General features: G+C 73.9%; 10 protein-coding genes and 1 pseudogene. 5 read left to right on the top strand and 6 right to left on the bottom strand.

Features of this window, described 5'->3' with window-relative positions:
• Positions 1-519: 519 nt before the first annotated feature.
• From ACMA1D_RS17585 to ACMA1D_RS17575, 3 genes and pseudogenes are all read left to right on the top strand, one after another.
• A pseudogene (locus ACMA1D_RS17585) lies at positions 520-1,074 on the top strand (MFS transporter); the annotation flags it as partial.
• 84 nt (positions 1,075-1,158) lie between these two features.
• Positions 1,159-1,950, top strand: coding sequence for a maleylpyruvate isomerase family mycothiol-dependent enzyme (locus ACMA1D_RS17580; RefSeq protein WP_414724930.1), 792 nt, complete (start codon positions 1,159-1,161; stop codon positions 1,948-1,950).
• A 632-nt stretch (positions 1,951-2,582) separates the two neighbouring features.
• On the top strand, positions 2,583-3,521 hold the full coding sequence (locus ACMA1D_RS17575) for a DUF2797 domain-containing protein (RefSeq protein WP_414724929.1): 939 nt from the start codon (positions 2,583-2,585) through the stop codon (positions 3,519-3,521).
• A gap of 76 nt (positions 3,522-3,597) precedes the next feature.
• On the opposite strand, the gene ACMA1D_RS17570 is transcribed toward ACMA1D_RS17575, so the two are convergent.
• Genes ACMA1D_RS17570 through ACMA1D_RS17560 form a run of 3 tightly spaced genes read right to left on the bottom strand, consistent with a single transcriptional unit; the run spans position 3,598 to position 6,272 of the window.
• Positions 3,598-4,263 (bottom strand): response regulator, encoded by a 666-nt coding sequence (locus ACMA1D_RS17570; RefSeq protein WP_414724928.1) that lies wholly within the window; start codon positions 4,261-4,263, stop codon positions 3,598-3,600.
• Positions 4,260-5,510, bottom strand: coding sequence for a sensor histidine kinase (locus ACMA1D_RS17565; RefSeq protein WP_414724927.1), 1,251 nt, complete (start codon positions 5,508-5,510; stop codon positions 4,260-4,262). The genes ACMA1D_RS17570 and ACMA1D_RS17565 overlap by 4 nt, the downstream gene beginning before the upstream one ends.
• 57 nt (positions 5,511-5,567) lie before the next feature.
• The gene (locus tag ACMA1D_RS17560) at positions 5,568-6,272 is read right to left on the bottom strand and encodes a TetR/AcrR family transcriptional regulator (RefSeq protein ID WP_414724926.1); all 705 of its coding nucleotides are present in this window, start codon (positions 6,270-6,272) and stop codon (positions 5,568-5,570) included.
• Positions 6,273-6,422: 150 nt separating this feature from the next.
• Between ACMA1D_RS17560 and ACMA1D_RS17555 the strand changes: the two genes are divergently transcribed.
• Positions 6,423-7,004, top strand: a complete 582-nt coding sequence (locus ACMA1D_RS17555; protein ID WP_414724925.1) for a nitroreductase/quinone reductase family protein — start codon at positions 6,423-6,425, stop codon at positions 7,002-7,004.
• Positions 7,005-7,324: 320 nt separating this feature from the next.
• On the opposite strand, the gene ACMA1D_RS17550 is transcribed toward ACMA1D_RS17555, so the two are convergent.
• Positions 7,325-8,536 (bottom strand): geranylgeranyl reductase family protein, encoded by a 1,212-nt coding sequence (locus tag ACMA1D_RS17550; protein WP_414724953.1) that lies wholly within the window; start codon positions 8,534-8,536, stop codon positions 7,325-7,327.
• Between the two features lie 169 nt (positions 8,537-8,705).
• On the opposite strand from ACMA1D_RS17550, the gene ACMA1D_RS17545 reads away from it, so the two are divergent.
• A complete protein-coding gene (locus ACMA1D_RS17545) occupies positions 8,706-10,094 on the top strand; it encodes a dipeptidase (RefSeq protein ID WP_414724924.1) in 1,389 nt (462 codons plus the stop codon).
• A gap of 630 nt (positions 10,095-10,724) precedes the next feature.
• Here ACMA1D_RS17545 and ACMA1D_RS17540 read toward each other — a convergent pair.
• Both ACMA1D_RS17540 and ACMA1D_RS17535 read right to left on the bottom strand, forming a co-directional pair.
• On the bottom strand, positions 10,725-11,777 hold the full coding sequence (locus tag ACMA1D_RS17540) for an NUDIX hydrolase (RefSeq protein ID WP_414724923.1): 1,053 nt from the start codon (positions 11,775-11,777) through the stop codon (positions 10,725-10,727).
• A gap of 1,116 nt (positions 11,778-12,893) precedes the next feature.
• On the bottom strand, positions 12,894-15,125 hold the full coding sequence (locus ACMA1D_RS17535) for a serine/threonine-protein kinase (protein ID WP_414724952.1): 2,232 nt from the start codon (positions 15,123-15,125) through the stop codon (positions 12,894-12,896).
• Positions 15,126-15,291 lie beyond the last annotated feature (166 nt).

Below are 15,291 nucleotides of genomic sequence, written 5' to 3'. Positions count from 1 at the left end.
GCGGGCAGCGCGGGCAGCGCGGGCAGCGCGGGCAGCGCGGGCAGCGCGGGCAGCGCGGGCAGCGGCGATCTGCCCCGCCTCATGGGCGAAACCGCCCGGGCGGACGCGGATCAGCCGGGCACTGGCCTTCCGGACGCTGCCCCGACCGCAGCCCGATCACACGAATCACCCGGTGGTCCTGCCCCGGGTGCCGCCGCTACGGGCGCGAGGCTGCCGGATCCCGAGTCGACGGGCACCAGCCCTGCCGACGCCACCCGCCCCGCCGACTTCACCGCTCTCGCCGCGCCCGGGGACCAGCCTCCGACCGGCACGACGACGCCCGGCCTCGGCCCAACCGGGGGCGCGGATGAGCCCGTCGCGTCCCACACCGCGCCGCCGGCCGGGCCCGCCCGGCCGGAGGAACCCGTGCTCCGGCCGCGACGTGGCCCCCGCCGCCCGCGCACCACAGCCCCGTCCGCGGCGGTAGGCACCGTCTGGGCCCCGGAAGGTGCCGGCGCGGCCGGGAAGGCCGTGGCGCGCCGCGTACGCCGGCTGGTGGCCGTCCTCGGCGTGATCGCCCTGTGCACGGCGTACGGGGAAGGCGCATTGGCCGACTGGGGAGCGCTCCACCTGGAACAGGACCTCGGCGCCTCGCCGGGCGCCGCCGCCACCGGCTACGCGGTCTTCGCGGCGACGATGACAGTGGGCCGGCTGTCGGGTACGGCGCTGCTGGAGCGGCTCGGCCCGACGCGTGCGCTGGTGGCCGGTGGTGCGACGGCCGCGGTCGGGATGCTCGTCGGCGCACTGGCCCCCTCGATCTGGCTGGCCCTCGCCGGGCTGGCCGCCACCGGGCTCGGGTTGGCCAACATCTTTCCGATCGCCATCGAGCGCGCGGGCGCGTTGACCGGCCCCAGCGGCGTCGCCACCGCCTCCACGTTCGGCTACGGCGGCATGCTCTGCGGTCCGCCGGTGATCGGCTTCGTCGCCGACTGGTTCTCCCTGCCCACGGCCCTGACCTCGGTGGCGCTCCTGGCGGCGCTCGCGGCCGGCGTCGCCCACGCGGCCCGCGGCGCGCTCCACTCCGCACAACGCTGACCTGCCCCTGCCCCTGCCCCTGCCCCTGCCCCTGCTGATCATGGTCTAGGCGCGATTGTCAGTGGCGGCTGGCACACTCCGAGCATGGAGACCGCTCAGTTCGTCGAGATCGTCCAACGCGAAGGCGCCCTGCTGGCTGACGCCGCGGAGCAGGCCGGGGTGGAGGCCCGTGTGCCCAGTTGCCCGGAGTGGACGGTGCGCGACCTCGTCGCCCACACCGGCCGGGTGCACCGGTGGGCCACCGAATTCCTCACCCAGGCCCTGACCGAACCGCACCGTCCCCCGCAGGACCCGCAGTTGACGGGGGCCGCGTTGCTGTCCTGGTTCCGCACTGGGCACGAGGGGCTGGTGCAGGCGCTCCGGGCGGCCCCGGCCGACCTGGAGTGCTGGACGTTCCTGCCGGGTTCGTCGCCGCTCGGCTTCTGGGCCCGCCGCCAGGCCCACGAGACCGCGGTGCACCGGGTCGATGCGGAGTTGGCGGCGGGTGGCGGCGTCTCGCCCCTCGACTCCGAGTTCGCCGCGGACGGCATAGCGGAGCTGCTGACCGGCTTCCATGCGCCGGGGCGCAGCCGGGTGCACGCCCCGCGGCCGAGCGTGCTGCGCCTGGTTGGTACGGACTGGGAGACCCGTTGGGCGATCCGGCTCTCCGCCGACCCGCTGACCGTCGAGCGCGAAGACCCGTCAGCCACCACGACCCCGCACCCGACCGGGCCGACCGACCGGGGCCAGGACGCGGCGGCGGCCGAGTGCACCTGGTCCGGCACGGCGGCCGACCTCTACCTCACCCTGTGGAACCGGCCGCCCAACGGCGAAGTACACACCACGGGCGATGCCTCCATCGCCGCCCTGTGGCGCGAGACGTCGGCGATCATCTGAGCTTCGCCGGGCGGGGTCGCACCAGGTAGAACCACACCTGCTGTGGCCTCGCGAAGGCTCGCAGAGGCGTTCGCCAAGCAGGGGCGGAGCGGGCCCACGCGCAGGGGCGGGCCTGGCCAAGCGCAGCGGCAAGGGGCGCGGTCCGGGCCTGGCCTCGGGGGGAGTTCGATGCTGGACGACGACACCACGCGACGGCCCGCCCGCCGCGCTCACCTGGGGGCGCGCAGGCCCAACCGGGCCCTGGGACGAGGGACGAGGGGAGACAGCGAAGTGACCCGCCGCGCCACACCACTCCGTGCCCCAAACCGAGGACGCGAACTCCGTGCACGGCCGGACAGGCAGCGTACGGCGCGGACCGTGCCCCACGACCACCGCGTACGAACTCTCCACGAGGGCCGCACCATCCACGGCCGCCCCACCCACACCGACCAGACCGGCTGGCTGCTGCCATCACGCCCCACCGCCCGCCGCCGCTCGCAGCCGCCGCCCCCACCGGCCGCCCAGCTCATCAGGTGGGACGTCCACAGCCGATCGCAGGGACCACGCCATCCGTCAACGGTGCGGTTCACCGCCGTGCCGCCGGGCTCGGTGGGCCTCCCAGCGGCCCTTGCGGCTTCCCCAAAGGCGCGGCGATGACGGCCGAGCGCGCCGCGCCTGGTAGGCCCGCCGGCGGAGCCCTGGGGTGGCAGTGTGCGGGGGTGCGCTGGAGCGCGGCGGGCGATGCCGCGCTGGTGTGGCGCCATCCCGCGCGGGGCGAGCGCGTCTCGCCGCTGCCTCCGGGTCGGCCCCTCGCCTTCACCACCGGCGCGGGCCGAAGCTGCGCCGGGGTGCGGCGCGGTCAGCGCCACACGCCCTGTCCAGCGGTCGCGGCGATCTCCCCGACCGCGGTGTCCGCCCAGTGCCCGGAGTGCGCCCGGCTCGACAGGTCCTACTCCGTGGCGGCCGACACCCGCGCCGACGACCCCCGCCCGTACGACGTGTACCTGGCCTGGTTCGGCCCGCACTGGATCAAGGTCGGGATCACCGCGACCGAGCGCGAGGGCGTGCGCCTCTTGGAACAGGCCGCGCTCTCCGCCACCCTGCTGGGGCGCGGACCGCTGATGGCAGCGCGCCGCGCGGAGGCGGTGCTGGGCGCGGCCCTCGCCGTACCCGACCGGATTCCCTACGCGGCCAAGCGCGCGGCCCGGCTCGATCCACCGCCCACGTCGGCCCGGGCGGCCGAGCTCCATGCGCTCCACGCGCGGGCGCACGCGTTGGCCGCGTTGCCGGAGTCGCTGCGCCCCGAGCCCTGTGCTCCCGTGCACCACGACACGGCGTTCGCGCTCGATCGGGTACGGGCCGTCGGCCCGTCGGCGCTCGTCCTGCTCGCCCCGCACTGCACGGTCGCCGGAACCGTAGAGGCGGTGGTCGGCCCCGACGTCCTGCTCCGCGATGTGGAAGGCCGCGGCCTGCTGCTCGACGGTCGACAACTCGCCGGCTGGCCCCTGGCCGCCGCCGACCCCGCATCCGCCACCACCGCGCCCCTCCGCCCGCCTCCCGCGGAACCCCTCGCGCCGGAGGCCCTGTTCTGACCCGGCCCGAACCCGCGGCGCCAGGCGCGACCCCCCGCCCCAGGCTGCCAACGCAGAGCGCTTAAGCAATCAGCAATCAGCCGAGCCAACCCGGCCGGACGAGGCCCGATTCGTACGCGAGCACCACGAGTTGGGCCCGGTCGCGGGCGCCGAGCTTCACCATCGCGCGGCTGACGTGCGTCTTGGCCGTGAGGGGGCTGACCACCAGGCGGCGCGCGATCTCCTCGTTGGAGAGGCCGATCCCGACCAGCGCCATCACCTCGCGTTCGCGCTCGGTGAGTTGGGAGAGCCCGGCCGCCGCGGCCGGTTCCTTGGAGCGCGCCGCGAACTCGGCGATCAGTCGCCGGGTCACCCCGGGCGAGAGCAGCGCGTCCCCTGCCGTGACGGCGCGTACGGCGCGGAGCAGTTCGTCCGGTTCGGTGTCCTTGACGAGGAAGCCCGACGCGCCGCAGCGGATGGCCTCGAAGACGTACTCGTCCAGTTCGAAGGTGGTGAGCATGATGACGCGGACGTCGGCGAGCGCGGCGTCAGCGATGATCTGCCGGGTGGCGGCCAGGCCGTCGAGGAGTGGCATGCGGATGTCCATGAGGACGACGTCGGGCCGCAGTTGACGCACCTGCCGTACGGCCTCCTCGCCGTCCGCCGCCTCGGCGACCACCTCGACGTCGGGCTGGGCAGCGAGCAACGCCCGGAATCCGGCGCGTACCAGCAGTTGGTCGTCGGCGAGCACGACGCGAATCACGGGGTCTCCTCGTTCGGCAGGGGGATGTGGGCCTCGACGCGGAAGCCGCCGTCGGCGCGCGGCCCGGTCTCCACCGTGCCGCCGAACGCCGCGGCCCGCTCCTCCATGCCGACGAGACCGTTGCCGCCGGAGCCGGTGTCGGCGCGTCCGCCGGCGGTGGAGTTGGCCGGCCCGTCGTCGTCGATGAGCAGGTGCAGGGCGCGCTGTTCGTAGCGCAGGGTCACGCGGGCGGTGCGCGCCTCCGAATGCCGGATGACGTTGGTCAGCGCCTCCTGCACGATACGGAAGGCAGCCAGGTCGACGCCGGGCGGCAGGCCACTTCGCTGGCCCTCGTGGTGGATTTCGACCCGAAGTCCGGCGGTGGCGGCCTGCGCGGTGAGCTCACGGAGCCGGTCGAGCCCCGGCGCGGGTGACCGTGGTGCGCTCCCCGGCGCTCGGAGGCTTTCGAGCACCTGCCGCACCTCGCCGAGCGCCTCCTTGCTCGCGCCTTTGATGGTGGTCAGGGCGGCCCGTGCCTGCTCGGGGTCCTGGTCGAGCAGGGCGAGGCCGACGCCCGCCTGCACGTTGATCACCGAGATGCTGTGGGCCAGCACGTCGTGCAGCTCGCGGGCGATGCGCAGCCGCTCCTCATCGGCGCGGCGCCGCTCGGCCGCCGCCCGCTCGCCGCGCTCCCGTACGACTTGTTCGCGGCGCACCCGGGCGAGTTCGGACAGCGCGAGGATGACCATCACCCAGGCGGCGATGCCCATCTCCTGCCACCAGCCCGCCGCCCCGTCACCGTCCGGCGGCAGCCAGCGGTAGAGCCAGTGGCTGACCAGCGCGTGCGCGAGCCAGCTCAGCCCGACCGCGCCCCAGGCGGCCCGGCGGTGACCTGCGGTGATGGCGGAGAAGCAGGCCAGGGCGACGCTGAAGAAGATCGGCCCGTACGGGTAGCCGGCGGCGAGGTAGACCGTGGCGACGACGCAGGTACCGAAGACGGTGACCCGCGGATAGCGGTGCCGGAACACCAGCAGCAGCGGGCCGAGGACCAGCAGCACCGCTGCCAGCGGGTCCAGGTCGACCCGGTCCGGCTGCCGCTCGGAGGCGAATCTGGTGCCGATGAGCTGGAAGAACGCGAGGGCTAGCGAGGACAACCAGGGCCACCGCCCGGACGGTGGGGCCGACCACGGCCGCCACGGCGGACCCTCGTCCGCCCACGGGCCGGGCGGTTGCGCTGCGCCCACGGGGTGGACTCGTTCCGTGCTCATGCCGCAACGCTAGACGCCGCACAGCCCCGGCGCGTCAGCCAGCCGCGGTGCGCTCCGCTACTCCCCGGGGAGTATGCCGAGCTGCCGTCCCAGGCCGGCGGTCGCCTGGTCGAAGAACACGTCCCGCGCCTCGACGACGTGGTTGAACTGGCCGAACACCTCAAAGCTGACCAGCCCGAAGAGCTGCGCCCAGGTCGCGGTGAGGCCAGCGACCGTCGGCGCCGGCAGGTCGATGCCCAGGACGTCCGCGAGCCGCTGGGCGTCATCGCGCACCGGCTCGGGCGCGGTGGACTCGGCGACCTCCTGGAGCTCACCCGCCTCGTGCGCCTCGCGGAGCACGGCGATGAGGGCGAGCGCGACGCGGGCTGCGGGCCCCGTGGTGTCCTGGGGGGCCCGGTAGCCCGGCACGGGAGAGCCGTAGATCAGGGCGTACTCGTGCGGATGGGCCAGCGCCCAGGTGCGCACGCCGCGGCAGACAGACTGCCAGCGGCTCGCGGGCGTCTCGTCGACGGTGGTGGCGAGCGCGCGCTCGGCCGCCTCGCCCAGCGCGTCGTACGCGTCGATGATCAGCTCGGTCAGCAGGTCGTCCCGGCTCGGGAAGTAGCGGTAGAGGGCCGAGGAGACCATGCCGAGCTCCCGGGCGACCGCACGGAGCGAGAGCTTGGCCGCGCCTCCTTGCGCGAGTTGTCGCCGCGCCTCGTCCTTGATCGCGGCGGTCACTTCGTCACGGGCCCGTTCCCTGGCCCCCTTAATCGCGCTCATGGGGGTCAGTCTGCCACTCCGCCAGAGCACCAGCCGAAAAAGAGAGCACTGCTCTTGCCCGAGAGCGCCGACTCGTGCACACTGATCTCAAGAGAGAGCACCGATCTCCCCGCACTGCACGTCCCGCACGTTTGATGGAAGAGGTTCGCCATGACGCACTACTCCAAGCCGAACTGGTTCGAGGCCCGCGTGCTCAGCGGCAGCATCGCCTGGCTGGCCCGGCGGGGTGTGTCACTGTTCGGCAGCGCGGAGCTTTCGGTGCGCGGCCGGACCAGCGGCGAATGGCGCAGCGTGCCGGTGAACCCGCTCCCCCTGGATGACGCGCATTATCTGGTGTCCGCCCGGGGCACCACGCAGTGGGTGCGCAACATGCGGGCGGCGGGTGGCGGGCGGCTGCGGAAGGGGCGCCGCGTGCAGCCGTTCACGGCGATAGAGCTGCCCGAGGGCGCGGAGAAGATCCACGTGTTGCGGACCTACCTCACGCGCTGGGGCTTTGAAGTCGGCAAGTTCTTCGACGGCGCGACCGGCACCTCAAGCGATGCGGAGCTGGCCGAGATCGCCGCCCACCATCCGGTCTTCACCATCAGCTTCACGGACGGCGAACCATGCACCGCACACCCCCGTCAGCAGGCGTCCACCGCGGGCGCATCCGACTCCCCCACCCACGACGAGCAGCCCCTTGCCCGCACCGCGACGGACGACCGCGCGGCGATGGACCTGGCGCGCGGCTGACCCGCTGCGCGACCCGGGCCGGACGGTGGGCAGGACTCGCGCTCCCCCGGTGGCGGCGCCACCCCGCCGCTACGCCGGCAGACCGGCCCGACACCCCGACGCCCCATCGCGCCCGTTCCGGTGCTGCCCGGTGGCGCCCCGCCCGCCCAGGGGACGGTACGGCCGGCAGCAGGCGAGCCACCCCGGACCACGTTCCGCACCCCCCGGCACCGGCCGGGTCGAGGGTGCGACAGCCCACCCCGGGCGCCCTTCGCGCCGCGCAGCGGTTCGGCCCGCGCCGGGCGCCCCACATCGGCCCCGGGACTCCCGGGGCGTCGCGGTCAGCCGCGGTCGATGACCGACATCAGGCGTCGGGCCGAGGGGTGCGTGCGGACGATCTCCGCGAGGGTGGTGTTGCCCCGCGTGATCTTCGCGAAGGCCCGCCAGGCCGGTCGGAGGCCGGTGAGCGCGGCGTGCACCATGCCGGGCCGCCGCTCGAACGCCGCCAGCAGCCGCCGGCCGACCCCCATCTCGACGCCGAGGCCCGACTTGATGGCGAAGGCGTAGTTCAGGGCCTGACGTCGGGCGTCGACCGCGTCGTGCGCCTCCGCGATCCGTACGGCCCACTCTCCCGCCAGCCGTCCCGACCGCAGGGCGAAGGAGATGCCCTCCCGCGTCCACGGCTCCAGCAGCCCGGCAGCGTCACCGCAGACAAGCACCCGGCCGCGGGAGAGCGGCGAGTCATCGGAGCGGCAGCGCGTCAGGTGCCCCGAGGAGATGCTCGGCTCGAATCCGGCGAGACCGAGCCGGGCGATGAAGTCCTGGAGGTAGCGCTTGGTCTCGACGCCCTCGCCCCGCGCCGAGATCACCCCCACGGTGAGGGTGTCGCCCTTGGGGAAGACCCAGCCGTAACTGCCGGGTATCGGGCCCCAGTCGATCTGCACCCGGCCGGCCCAGTCCTCCGCGACGGTGGGCGGCACCGGAATCTCCGCTTCGAGACCGAGGTCCACCTGGTCGACCTTGACGCCCACGTGTCCGGCGATCCGGCTCGCGCTGCCGTCGGCGCCGACCACGGCGCGGGCGAGCACCGTCTCGCCGTCCGCGAGCACCACGGCGACGGTGCGCCGGTCGGGCACGGAGGGCCCGTGCTGCTCGACGCGGGAGACGCTGGCGCCGGTGCGCAGCGTGGCCCCCGCAGCGGTGGCCGACTCCACCAGCGCGGCATCGAACTCGGGCCGGTTGATCAGCCCGAAGAGCACCTGCTTGGAGCGCCGGGTGCGGGTGAGCTTGCCGTTCAGCGAGAAGGTCACGGCGTGCACGCGGTCCCGCAGCGGCAGCTCGAAGCCGGGGGGCAGCGCTTCACGCGAGGGGCCGATGATGCCGCCGCCGCAGGTCTTGTAGCGCGGCAGCTCCGCCTTCTCAAGCAGCAGCACCCTGCGGCCCGCACAGGCCGCGGCGTGCGCGGCGGAGGCGCCGGCCGGCCCCGCTCCCACGACCACGACGTCCCACACCGACTCTCCGCCGTCGGCCGCGTCGCCGCCGCTGAGCCCCATCTCGCCGCTGTTGTCGCTGCTCACGATGTGTTTCTACTCCCGCTCGACCACTCGCTTCGGCTACCGGTCGCATCCTACGGCGCGCCGCCCGGCGGCCCCGCTGTGGGAAGATCGGTGGACCCTTCGCCCGTACGTACGGACATAACGCCGCGCCCACAAGGAGCGTTCCATGGAGCAAGCCTCCGTTCGCCAGACCGACCACGCCGCGCTCGCTCAGACCGTGGCCTCACTTCAGGCACAGGCCCGTGCGGAGCTGACCGAACTGGTCGCCTTCAAGTCGGTTGCCGACCCGGCCCAGTTCCCGAAGAGCGAGTGCGAGGCGGCTGCGAACTGGGTGGCCGACGCGCTGCGCGGCGAGGGGTTCCAGGACGTCGCACTCCTGGACACCCCGGACGGCACCCAGTCCGTCTACGGCTTCCTCCCCGGCCCCGAGGGCGCGCCCACCGTGCTGTTGTACGCGCACTACGACGTGCAGCCGCCGTTGGACGAGGCCGCCTGGATCTCGCCGCCGTTCGAGCTGACCGAGCGCGACGGCCGCTGGTACGGGCGTGGCACCGCGGACTGCAAGGGCGGCCTGATCATGCACCTGACCGCGCTGCGGGCGCTGAAGGAGAACGGTGGCGTTCCCGTCCATGTGAAGGTCATCTGCGAGGGCTCCGAGGAGCAGGGCACCGGTGGTCTGGAGCGGTACGCCGAGGCGCACCCGGAGTTGCTGACGGCCGACACGATCGTCATCGGGGACGCCGGGAACTTCCAGCACGGGCTGCCCACCGCCACGGCGACGCTGCGCGGAATGACCCTGGTGCGGGTCCAGGTGGACACGTTGGCGGGCAACCTACACTCGGGCCAGTTCGGCGGCGCCGCCCCGGACGCACTGGCCGCACTGATCCGCGTCCTGGACTCGCTGCGCGCCGAAGACGGGTCGACCACCGTGCAGGGCCTGGCCTCCGACGCCAACTGGGACGGCCTCCAGTACGCGGAGGAGGACTTCCGCAAGGACGCCCGGGTGCTCGACGGAGTGGAGCTGATCGGGTCCGGCACCATCGCGGACCGGATCTGGGCCAGGCCCGCGGTGACCGTGCTCGGCATCGACTGCCCGCCCGTGGTGGGTGCCACGCCATCGGTGCAGGCGAGCGCCAGCGCGCTGGTGAGCCTGCGGGTTCCGCCGGGCGAGGACGCGGCCGAGGCGACCAAGCTGCTCAGCACCCACCTGGAGACGAACACCCCCTGGGGCGCCAAGGTGTCGGTGGAGCAGGTCGGCCAGGGCCAGCCGTTCCGTGCCGACACCAGCAGCCCGGCGTACGCGTCGATGGCCACGGCCCTGCGCGCCGCCTACGACGGTCAGGAGATGCGCATCGCCGGCATGGGCGGCTCCATCCCGCTGTGCAACACCCTCGCCGCGCTCTACCCGCAGGCCGAGATCCTCCTGATCGGCCTGAGCGAGCCCGAGGCACAGATCCACGCGGTCAACGAGAGCGTGTCTCCCGCGGAGTTGGAGCGCCTCTCGCTGGCTGAGGCGCTGTTCTTGGTGGAGTACGCGACGAACTCCGCGAAGTAGCAACGCCGACAGCGATCGAGCGGACCAGCAGGCCGACCAGCCACCGCGCCCACCGCGAAAGGGGGCTCTGCTCGATCGCCAGGCACCGCACTCGGCTGCATGGCGGCTGTCGGGCCCCAAGGAGCCGCAGCGCCATGCAGCCACAGGGCCGTGGCCGCCACGGCTTGGCGGGCTGTTGGCGGTGCCGCGATCACTGGGGTGGAGGGGTGGGGGCGGGGCGGGGGGGGAAGCCCCAGATGCGTGACCAACACTCGCTTCTCCCACCCCCACCCCCACCCCTGCCCCAACTCCACGCCCAGCCCCCACCCCGCCCCACCTCACACCCACCAACCCACACCACACCGCCCCGTCAAGCCACATCACTCCGCATCACCACGCCGGGCCACACCAGCACACTGCTCCACACCCACGCATCAACACGCCGCCCCGCCCCAGCACGCCGCCTCACACCGCCAAGCCGTTTCGCATCAACCGACCACCGCGCCCAGACGTATGCCTCCGAAGCCGTCGCATAGGCCCAAGCCGTCGCGTCGGCCCGGCAGGCGCACGTGCCGAGTGCGGGTGGCGCTCCTCACTTTCAGCGGAGTGAAGCGGCACACGCGGAACGGCGGCTCGGTGTGTCGCGTCGCGTCATGGTGAGGTGGCGTCGAGGGCGACGGGTTGGCCCGCCTCCAGGTTGAGGGGGTGGTTGCGTTCGCGGGCACGGAGGGCCCAGGTCAGTCGGCGCATCCGGTCGGGCGAGAGCAGGCTCGTCGCCTCGGCCTCGGTGACGAAGCGCCAGCCGCGGAGTTCGTCCGCGGGTAGCAGCAGCTTGCCGATCTGGTGCTCGGTGAGCCGGCCGCCGTCGAAGAGCAGGCGCAGTCCGCCGTATTGCGGTGGCTGCGAGGGCTGCCAGTCGAGTACGAGGAGCCGCAGCGGGTCGGGCAGGTCAAGTCCCAACTCCTCGGCGACTTCGCGTACTCCGGCGCGGGCGGGCGCCTCACCCGGTTCGACGACGCCGCCCGGGAACTCCCAACCCGACTTGTACGTGGGGTCGACCAGCAGGACCCGGTCCTCGTCGTCGAAGAGCAGTACGCCGGCCGCCACGGTCTCGGCCGTGGGCTTGAGGGTCTGTACGAGGGTGCACACCCCGGCCCCGTCGCGCAGCGCCTCCGCGACCCGCGCGGCGGCCTCACCTGGGGTGAGCCCGTCGGTGCGGACGAGGTGGGCATCGGCGCGGAGCCAGGGCAGGGCCGCCTGGTAGGGCGTCATGTGGTCCGGGGGCAGCGTACGGAGCGAGGTCGCTTCGCCCGGGGTGTCGGCCAGGGCCGTACGGCTCTCGACACGTTCACGAAGGATCGTTTCCTCCGAATGGAGGAGGAGGTGGCGTACGGGGATGCGGTAGGCGGCGAAGCCGCCGAAGATCTCGTCCCGGTGGTCCTGCCGCAGCAGTGTCATGGGCACCACCAGGACACCGCCCAACTCCGCGTACAACGCAACCACCGTGTCCACCACCAGCCGCCGCCAGGTGGGCAGTTCCTGGTAGTCGGTCACCTCCGCGAGGCGCTGGCGGGGCAACATCATCCGCAGGCCCTTGCCGATCAGCTCAGGGTCGAAGAGCGTGCTGCCGGGCAGTAGTTCGCACAGTGCGCGCGCCGTGCTGGTCTTGCCCACGCCGAACGTGCCGTTCAACCAGACGATCACGGGTTCCCCCTTCTCCGTAGGCCCCTGTCAGTTGCCCGCATCACCCTGCCACGAAAACGCGTGCGAGCCGCAGGGGGCGCGCTCGGCCGCCAGGGGGCCGGCGCAGGGCGCGACCGGCCGGGGTGGGGGCCGCCCGGACGGCGGGAGTACGGCCCGCCGGCGACGGATCACGGGCCGGTCGACGGCCGCCGTCCCGAGGTGTGTCCGCCCGTCGCAGGAACGTCGTCCGACCTCAGAAACCGCCGCTCGCACCACCTCCGACGAGGCAATCCGGTGACCGCGCTGCCGCCCCGGCGGCTGTTCGCATCTGCGGACCCGGTCCCCCTTCGGCGGTGCGTCGTCGTTGCCGTACGGTCGGCGGGCAACGGCCCGGCGCCGGCTGCCTGTGCCGAAGCGCGGCGAGAGCCCGGCGACACCCCCCTGCGTCGCACAGCGAGTCGCATCGGCGCAGGCAGACAGGCATGCGCTCCGCGCCACGCGCCCCTGCGCTCCAAAACTGCTCCCACGCGCCCGGTCCTGGCCGCAAGTCGCCACAGCGCTCTCCCCCGGGGCGCTCGGCTCCCCGCCGGCGGACGGCCCGACTACAGCGGCACCGACCGGCGGCCAGCGGTCACATCACACCACCGCACTGTCCGTCCGACCCCAACGACGCAGTGCACCAGCGCGTTGCCCCTCCGCTCTCAGCAAACTCAGCGCGTCACCCTGTCCCCATCAGTCCGACCGGCTACCCCGCACACCCCAGCGTTCCCGTACGACCGTCCAGCACCGCCGGCCACACCACCTCGTTCTCCTGCCACCCCAAGCCCCGTCCCGAATTTGGTCCCACGCGCCCCGCGCAGCCCCTCACCCCGCAACGGCCACACCCAGCGCACCCGTACCCCCGTACCACCCCACCCACAGTGCATCCCACCCACAGCAACCAAGCCACCCACCGCCACGCGGCACAGTGCACACACCCACGCCCCACGCCCGCCCTCTCCGACCCACAACCGGGCCCCGCCCACCCCACACACCCACCCCACAGCGGGCGAGATGGTCAAGGCAGGCGGGGGCAGTCAACTCATCGTCCCTTAAACCGAGTTCGCCGCACGATGGATGGCCACTGTCGAGTGGAGTTCAGCAGACAGGTAGCCCAGGGGCCGGCTGGTCGTTGGCTCCGCCCTTGATGTAGACGACGCTGACGTAGACGCCCGCGTTGCCGCTGTCGTCGTCGGTCTTGGCCCACCAGACGTTGGTCCAGGCGCCAGACGTCTCGCGCCGACCCAGGTTCTCCTGGCAGAAGAAGTAGTTGGTGCCCGCGTTCAGGGTGCCCGCCTGGGCGCCGTCGCGCGTGTACGAGGTCGCCGGGCGCCAGACCGTGCAGTCGTGTTTGCCGGCGCCCGCGCCCGAGGGGTGGCACACCGGTGCGGGTTGCCCGGTCGGTGTGCTCGGTTTGGTCCCCTCATCGTGCGTCGGGTCCTTCTTCCCGCCGTCCCGTTCCTTCGAGTCGCTGCCCCTCTTGTCGTCGGAGCCGCGCTGGTCGTCGCCCTCGCGCTTGGCGTCGTCCGCATCGCCCTCGTCATCCGCATCGTCCGCATCCCGCTGGCGTGCGGACTCCGACGGCGAACCCGAAGTCGACGGGGTGGGCGCGACCGTACCGTTCGGGCCGCGCTTGCCCTTGCCCCCGCCGGCGGCCGGGTCTTGCGCCCCACCCGGATCGGCGGCACCCGGGTCCAACTCTTCGACGGCCCGGCCGGAGTCGTCGGCCGCCCGGTCGTCGCCGTCGTTGCCGCCACGGTCCATCAGCGCGTACGTGATGCCGCCGGCCAGCAGGACGGTCGCAGCCGTCGCGGCGAGGAACGCGGCGCGACGGTTGCGGCGGCGCGCGGGCAACCGCCGCGTCCCGCCGCCGGCAACCACGAGCGGCCCCGCGTCCGGCGTACCGGCCCGGCCATCCGCCACACCGCCGCCGTCGACGGCGGCACTCACACCTGCGGGCACCGCTCCGCCATGCCCGGGCATCGCACTGCCGTGCCCAGGTGTCGCGCCCCCGTGCCCAGGCGTCGCACCGCCATGCCCGTACTGCGCGGCAGCGGCAACCGCCCCGGCTCCCGCCACCGGCGGCACACCGGCAACCCCGCCCGCCCCAGAAATGTCCCCCGCACCCACCACACCAGCCGCACCCGCAGACACCCCCGGCGCTCCCACTGCCCCCGCCACACCCTCCGGCGGCTCCACACCCCCACCACGCACCCCAAAGCCCACACCTGCGGGCCCGTACTCATACGCACCCGCACCCGCCCCCGCGCCACCAACCTGCCCCGCCATCCCCACCGAACCCGGCCCACCCACCGCACCGGCCCCGCCCGGCGCCCCGAAACCCCAAGGCGCCGCTCCCCCCGAGCCATCCGCCCCCAGCCCTGGGCCAAGCACCGCCGGCGGACCCGCCGCCCGGCCCGGGCCGCCGTACGCGCCGTGCGGTGCCGCACCGCCCGCGGCGGCGGCGAACGGTGTGACGTGGCCCGCCGCGACCGCGTCGAGCAGCGCCGCGGCCTGGGCCGCCGTGGGTCGGGCGGCCGGGTCCTTGGCCATGAGCACCCACAGCACCTGAGTCAGGGGCCCGGCGCGGCGCGGCTCCGGCAGCGGCTCCGTCACGATCGCGGTCAGCGTGGACCACACCGAGGTACGGCGGAACGGCGATGAGCCCTCGACCGCCGCGTACAGCGTCATGCCGAGCGCCCACACGTCGGACCCGGGCCCCGGGTCGTGGCCCTGGGCCCGCTCGGGGGCCAGGTAGTCGAGCGAGCCGATCAGTTCGCCGCTACGGGTCAGCTTGGTGGCCGCGCCGTCGTCCGGCGCGTCCATCGTGGCGATGCCGAAGTCAGTGAGGACGACCCGGCCGCCACCGGGCGCCAGCGGACCTGCGGCGCCCGGCACGCCCGCGCGATCGAGCAGCACGTTGCCCGGCTTGACGTCCCGGTGCAGCACGCCGACCTCGTGGCCGGCGGCGAGCGCCTCGGCGACCCGCGCGCCGATGGCGGCGGCGCGCAACGGGTCGAGCACCCCCTCGGCCATCAGCACGTCGTCCAGGGACGGACCGTCGATGAGTTCCATCACGATGACGGGCAGTCCGTTCTCTTCCGCCACGTCGTGCACGGTGATCACGCCGGAGTGCCTGATGCGGGCCGCGGCCCGTGCCTCGCGGCGCATCCGGGTGCGCAGATCGGCCAACTCCGCGGCGCCGGCGTCGGTGAAGGCCCGCAAGACCTTGACCGCGACCTCGCGGCCGAGCACCTCGTCCACCGCGGCGCAGACCACGCCCATGCCGCCACGGCCGAGTTGCCGTGTGACCCGATATCTTCCGGCCAGTACGCGGCCGGTGAGGTCCGTTCCGCTGTCCCCCGTGCCCACCGTGCTGTCGTCCCCTCGCCCGTTCGTGCCGCCCCCGCCCCTCCCCGTGTCCGCGCTGTGGCGCCTGACAGGGGCGTTCTGGCGCCCGTCGGGCTCAGCTTAGGCCCCGGGGGGCCGCGCGCCC

Source organism: Streptomyces sp. 796.1 (assembly GCF_047525675.1).
Taxonomy (GTDB): Bacteria; Actinomycetota; Actinomycetes; order Streptomycetales; family Streptomycetaceae; genus Streptomyces.
This window is presented reverse-complemented; position numbering and strand designations above follow the sequence as displayed.

Coding starts and splice junctions, on each gene's coding strand:
- ACMA1D_RS17560 (WP_414724926.1), bottom strand. CDS start 6,272: ATGAGCGCGATTAAGGGGGCCAGGGAACGGGCCCGTGACGAAGTGACC.
- ACMA1D_RS17565 (WP_414724927.1), bottom strand. CDS start 5,510: ATGAGCACGGAACGAGTCCACCCCGTGGGCGCAGCGCAACCGCCCGGC.
- ACMA1D_RS17550 (WP_414724953.1), bottom strand. CDS start 8,536: ATGGGGCTCAGCGGCGGCGACGCGGCCGACGGCGGAGAGTCGGTGTGG.
- ACMA1D_RS17575 (WP_414724929.1), top strand. CDS start 2,583: ATGACGGCCGAGCGCGCCGCGCCTGGTAGGCCCGCCGGCGGAGCCCTG.
- ACMA1D_RS17555 (WP_414724925.1), top strand. CDS start 6,423: ATGACGCACTACTCCAAGCCGAACTGGTTCGAGGCCCGCGTGCTCAGC.
- ACMA1D_RS17580 (WP_414724930.1), top strand. CDS start 1,159: ATGGAGACCGCTCAGTTCGTCGAGATCGTCCAACGCGAAGGCGCCCTG.
- ACMA1D_RS17545 (WP_414724924.1), top strand. CDS start 8,706: ATGGAGCAAGCCTCCGTTCGCCAGACCGACCACGCCGCGCTCGCTCAG.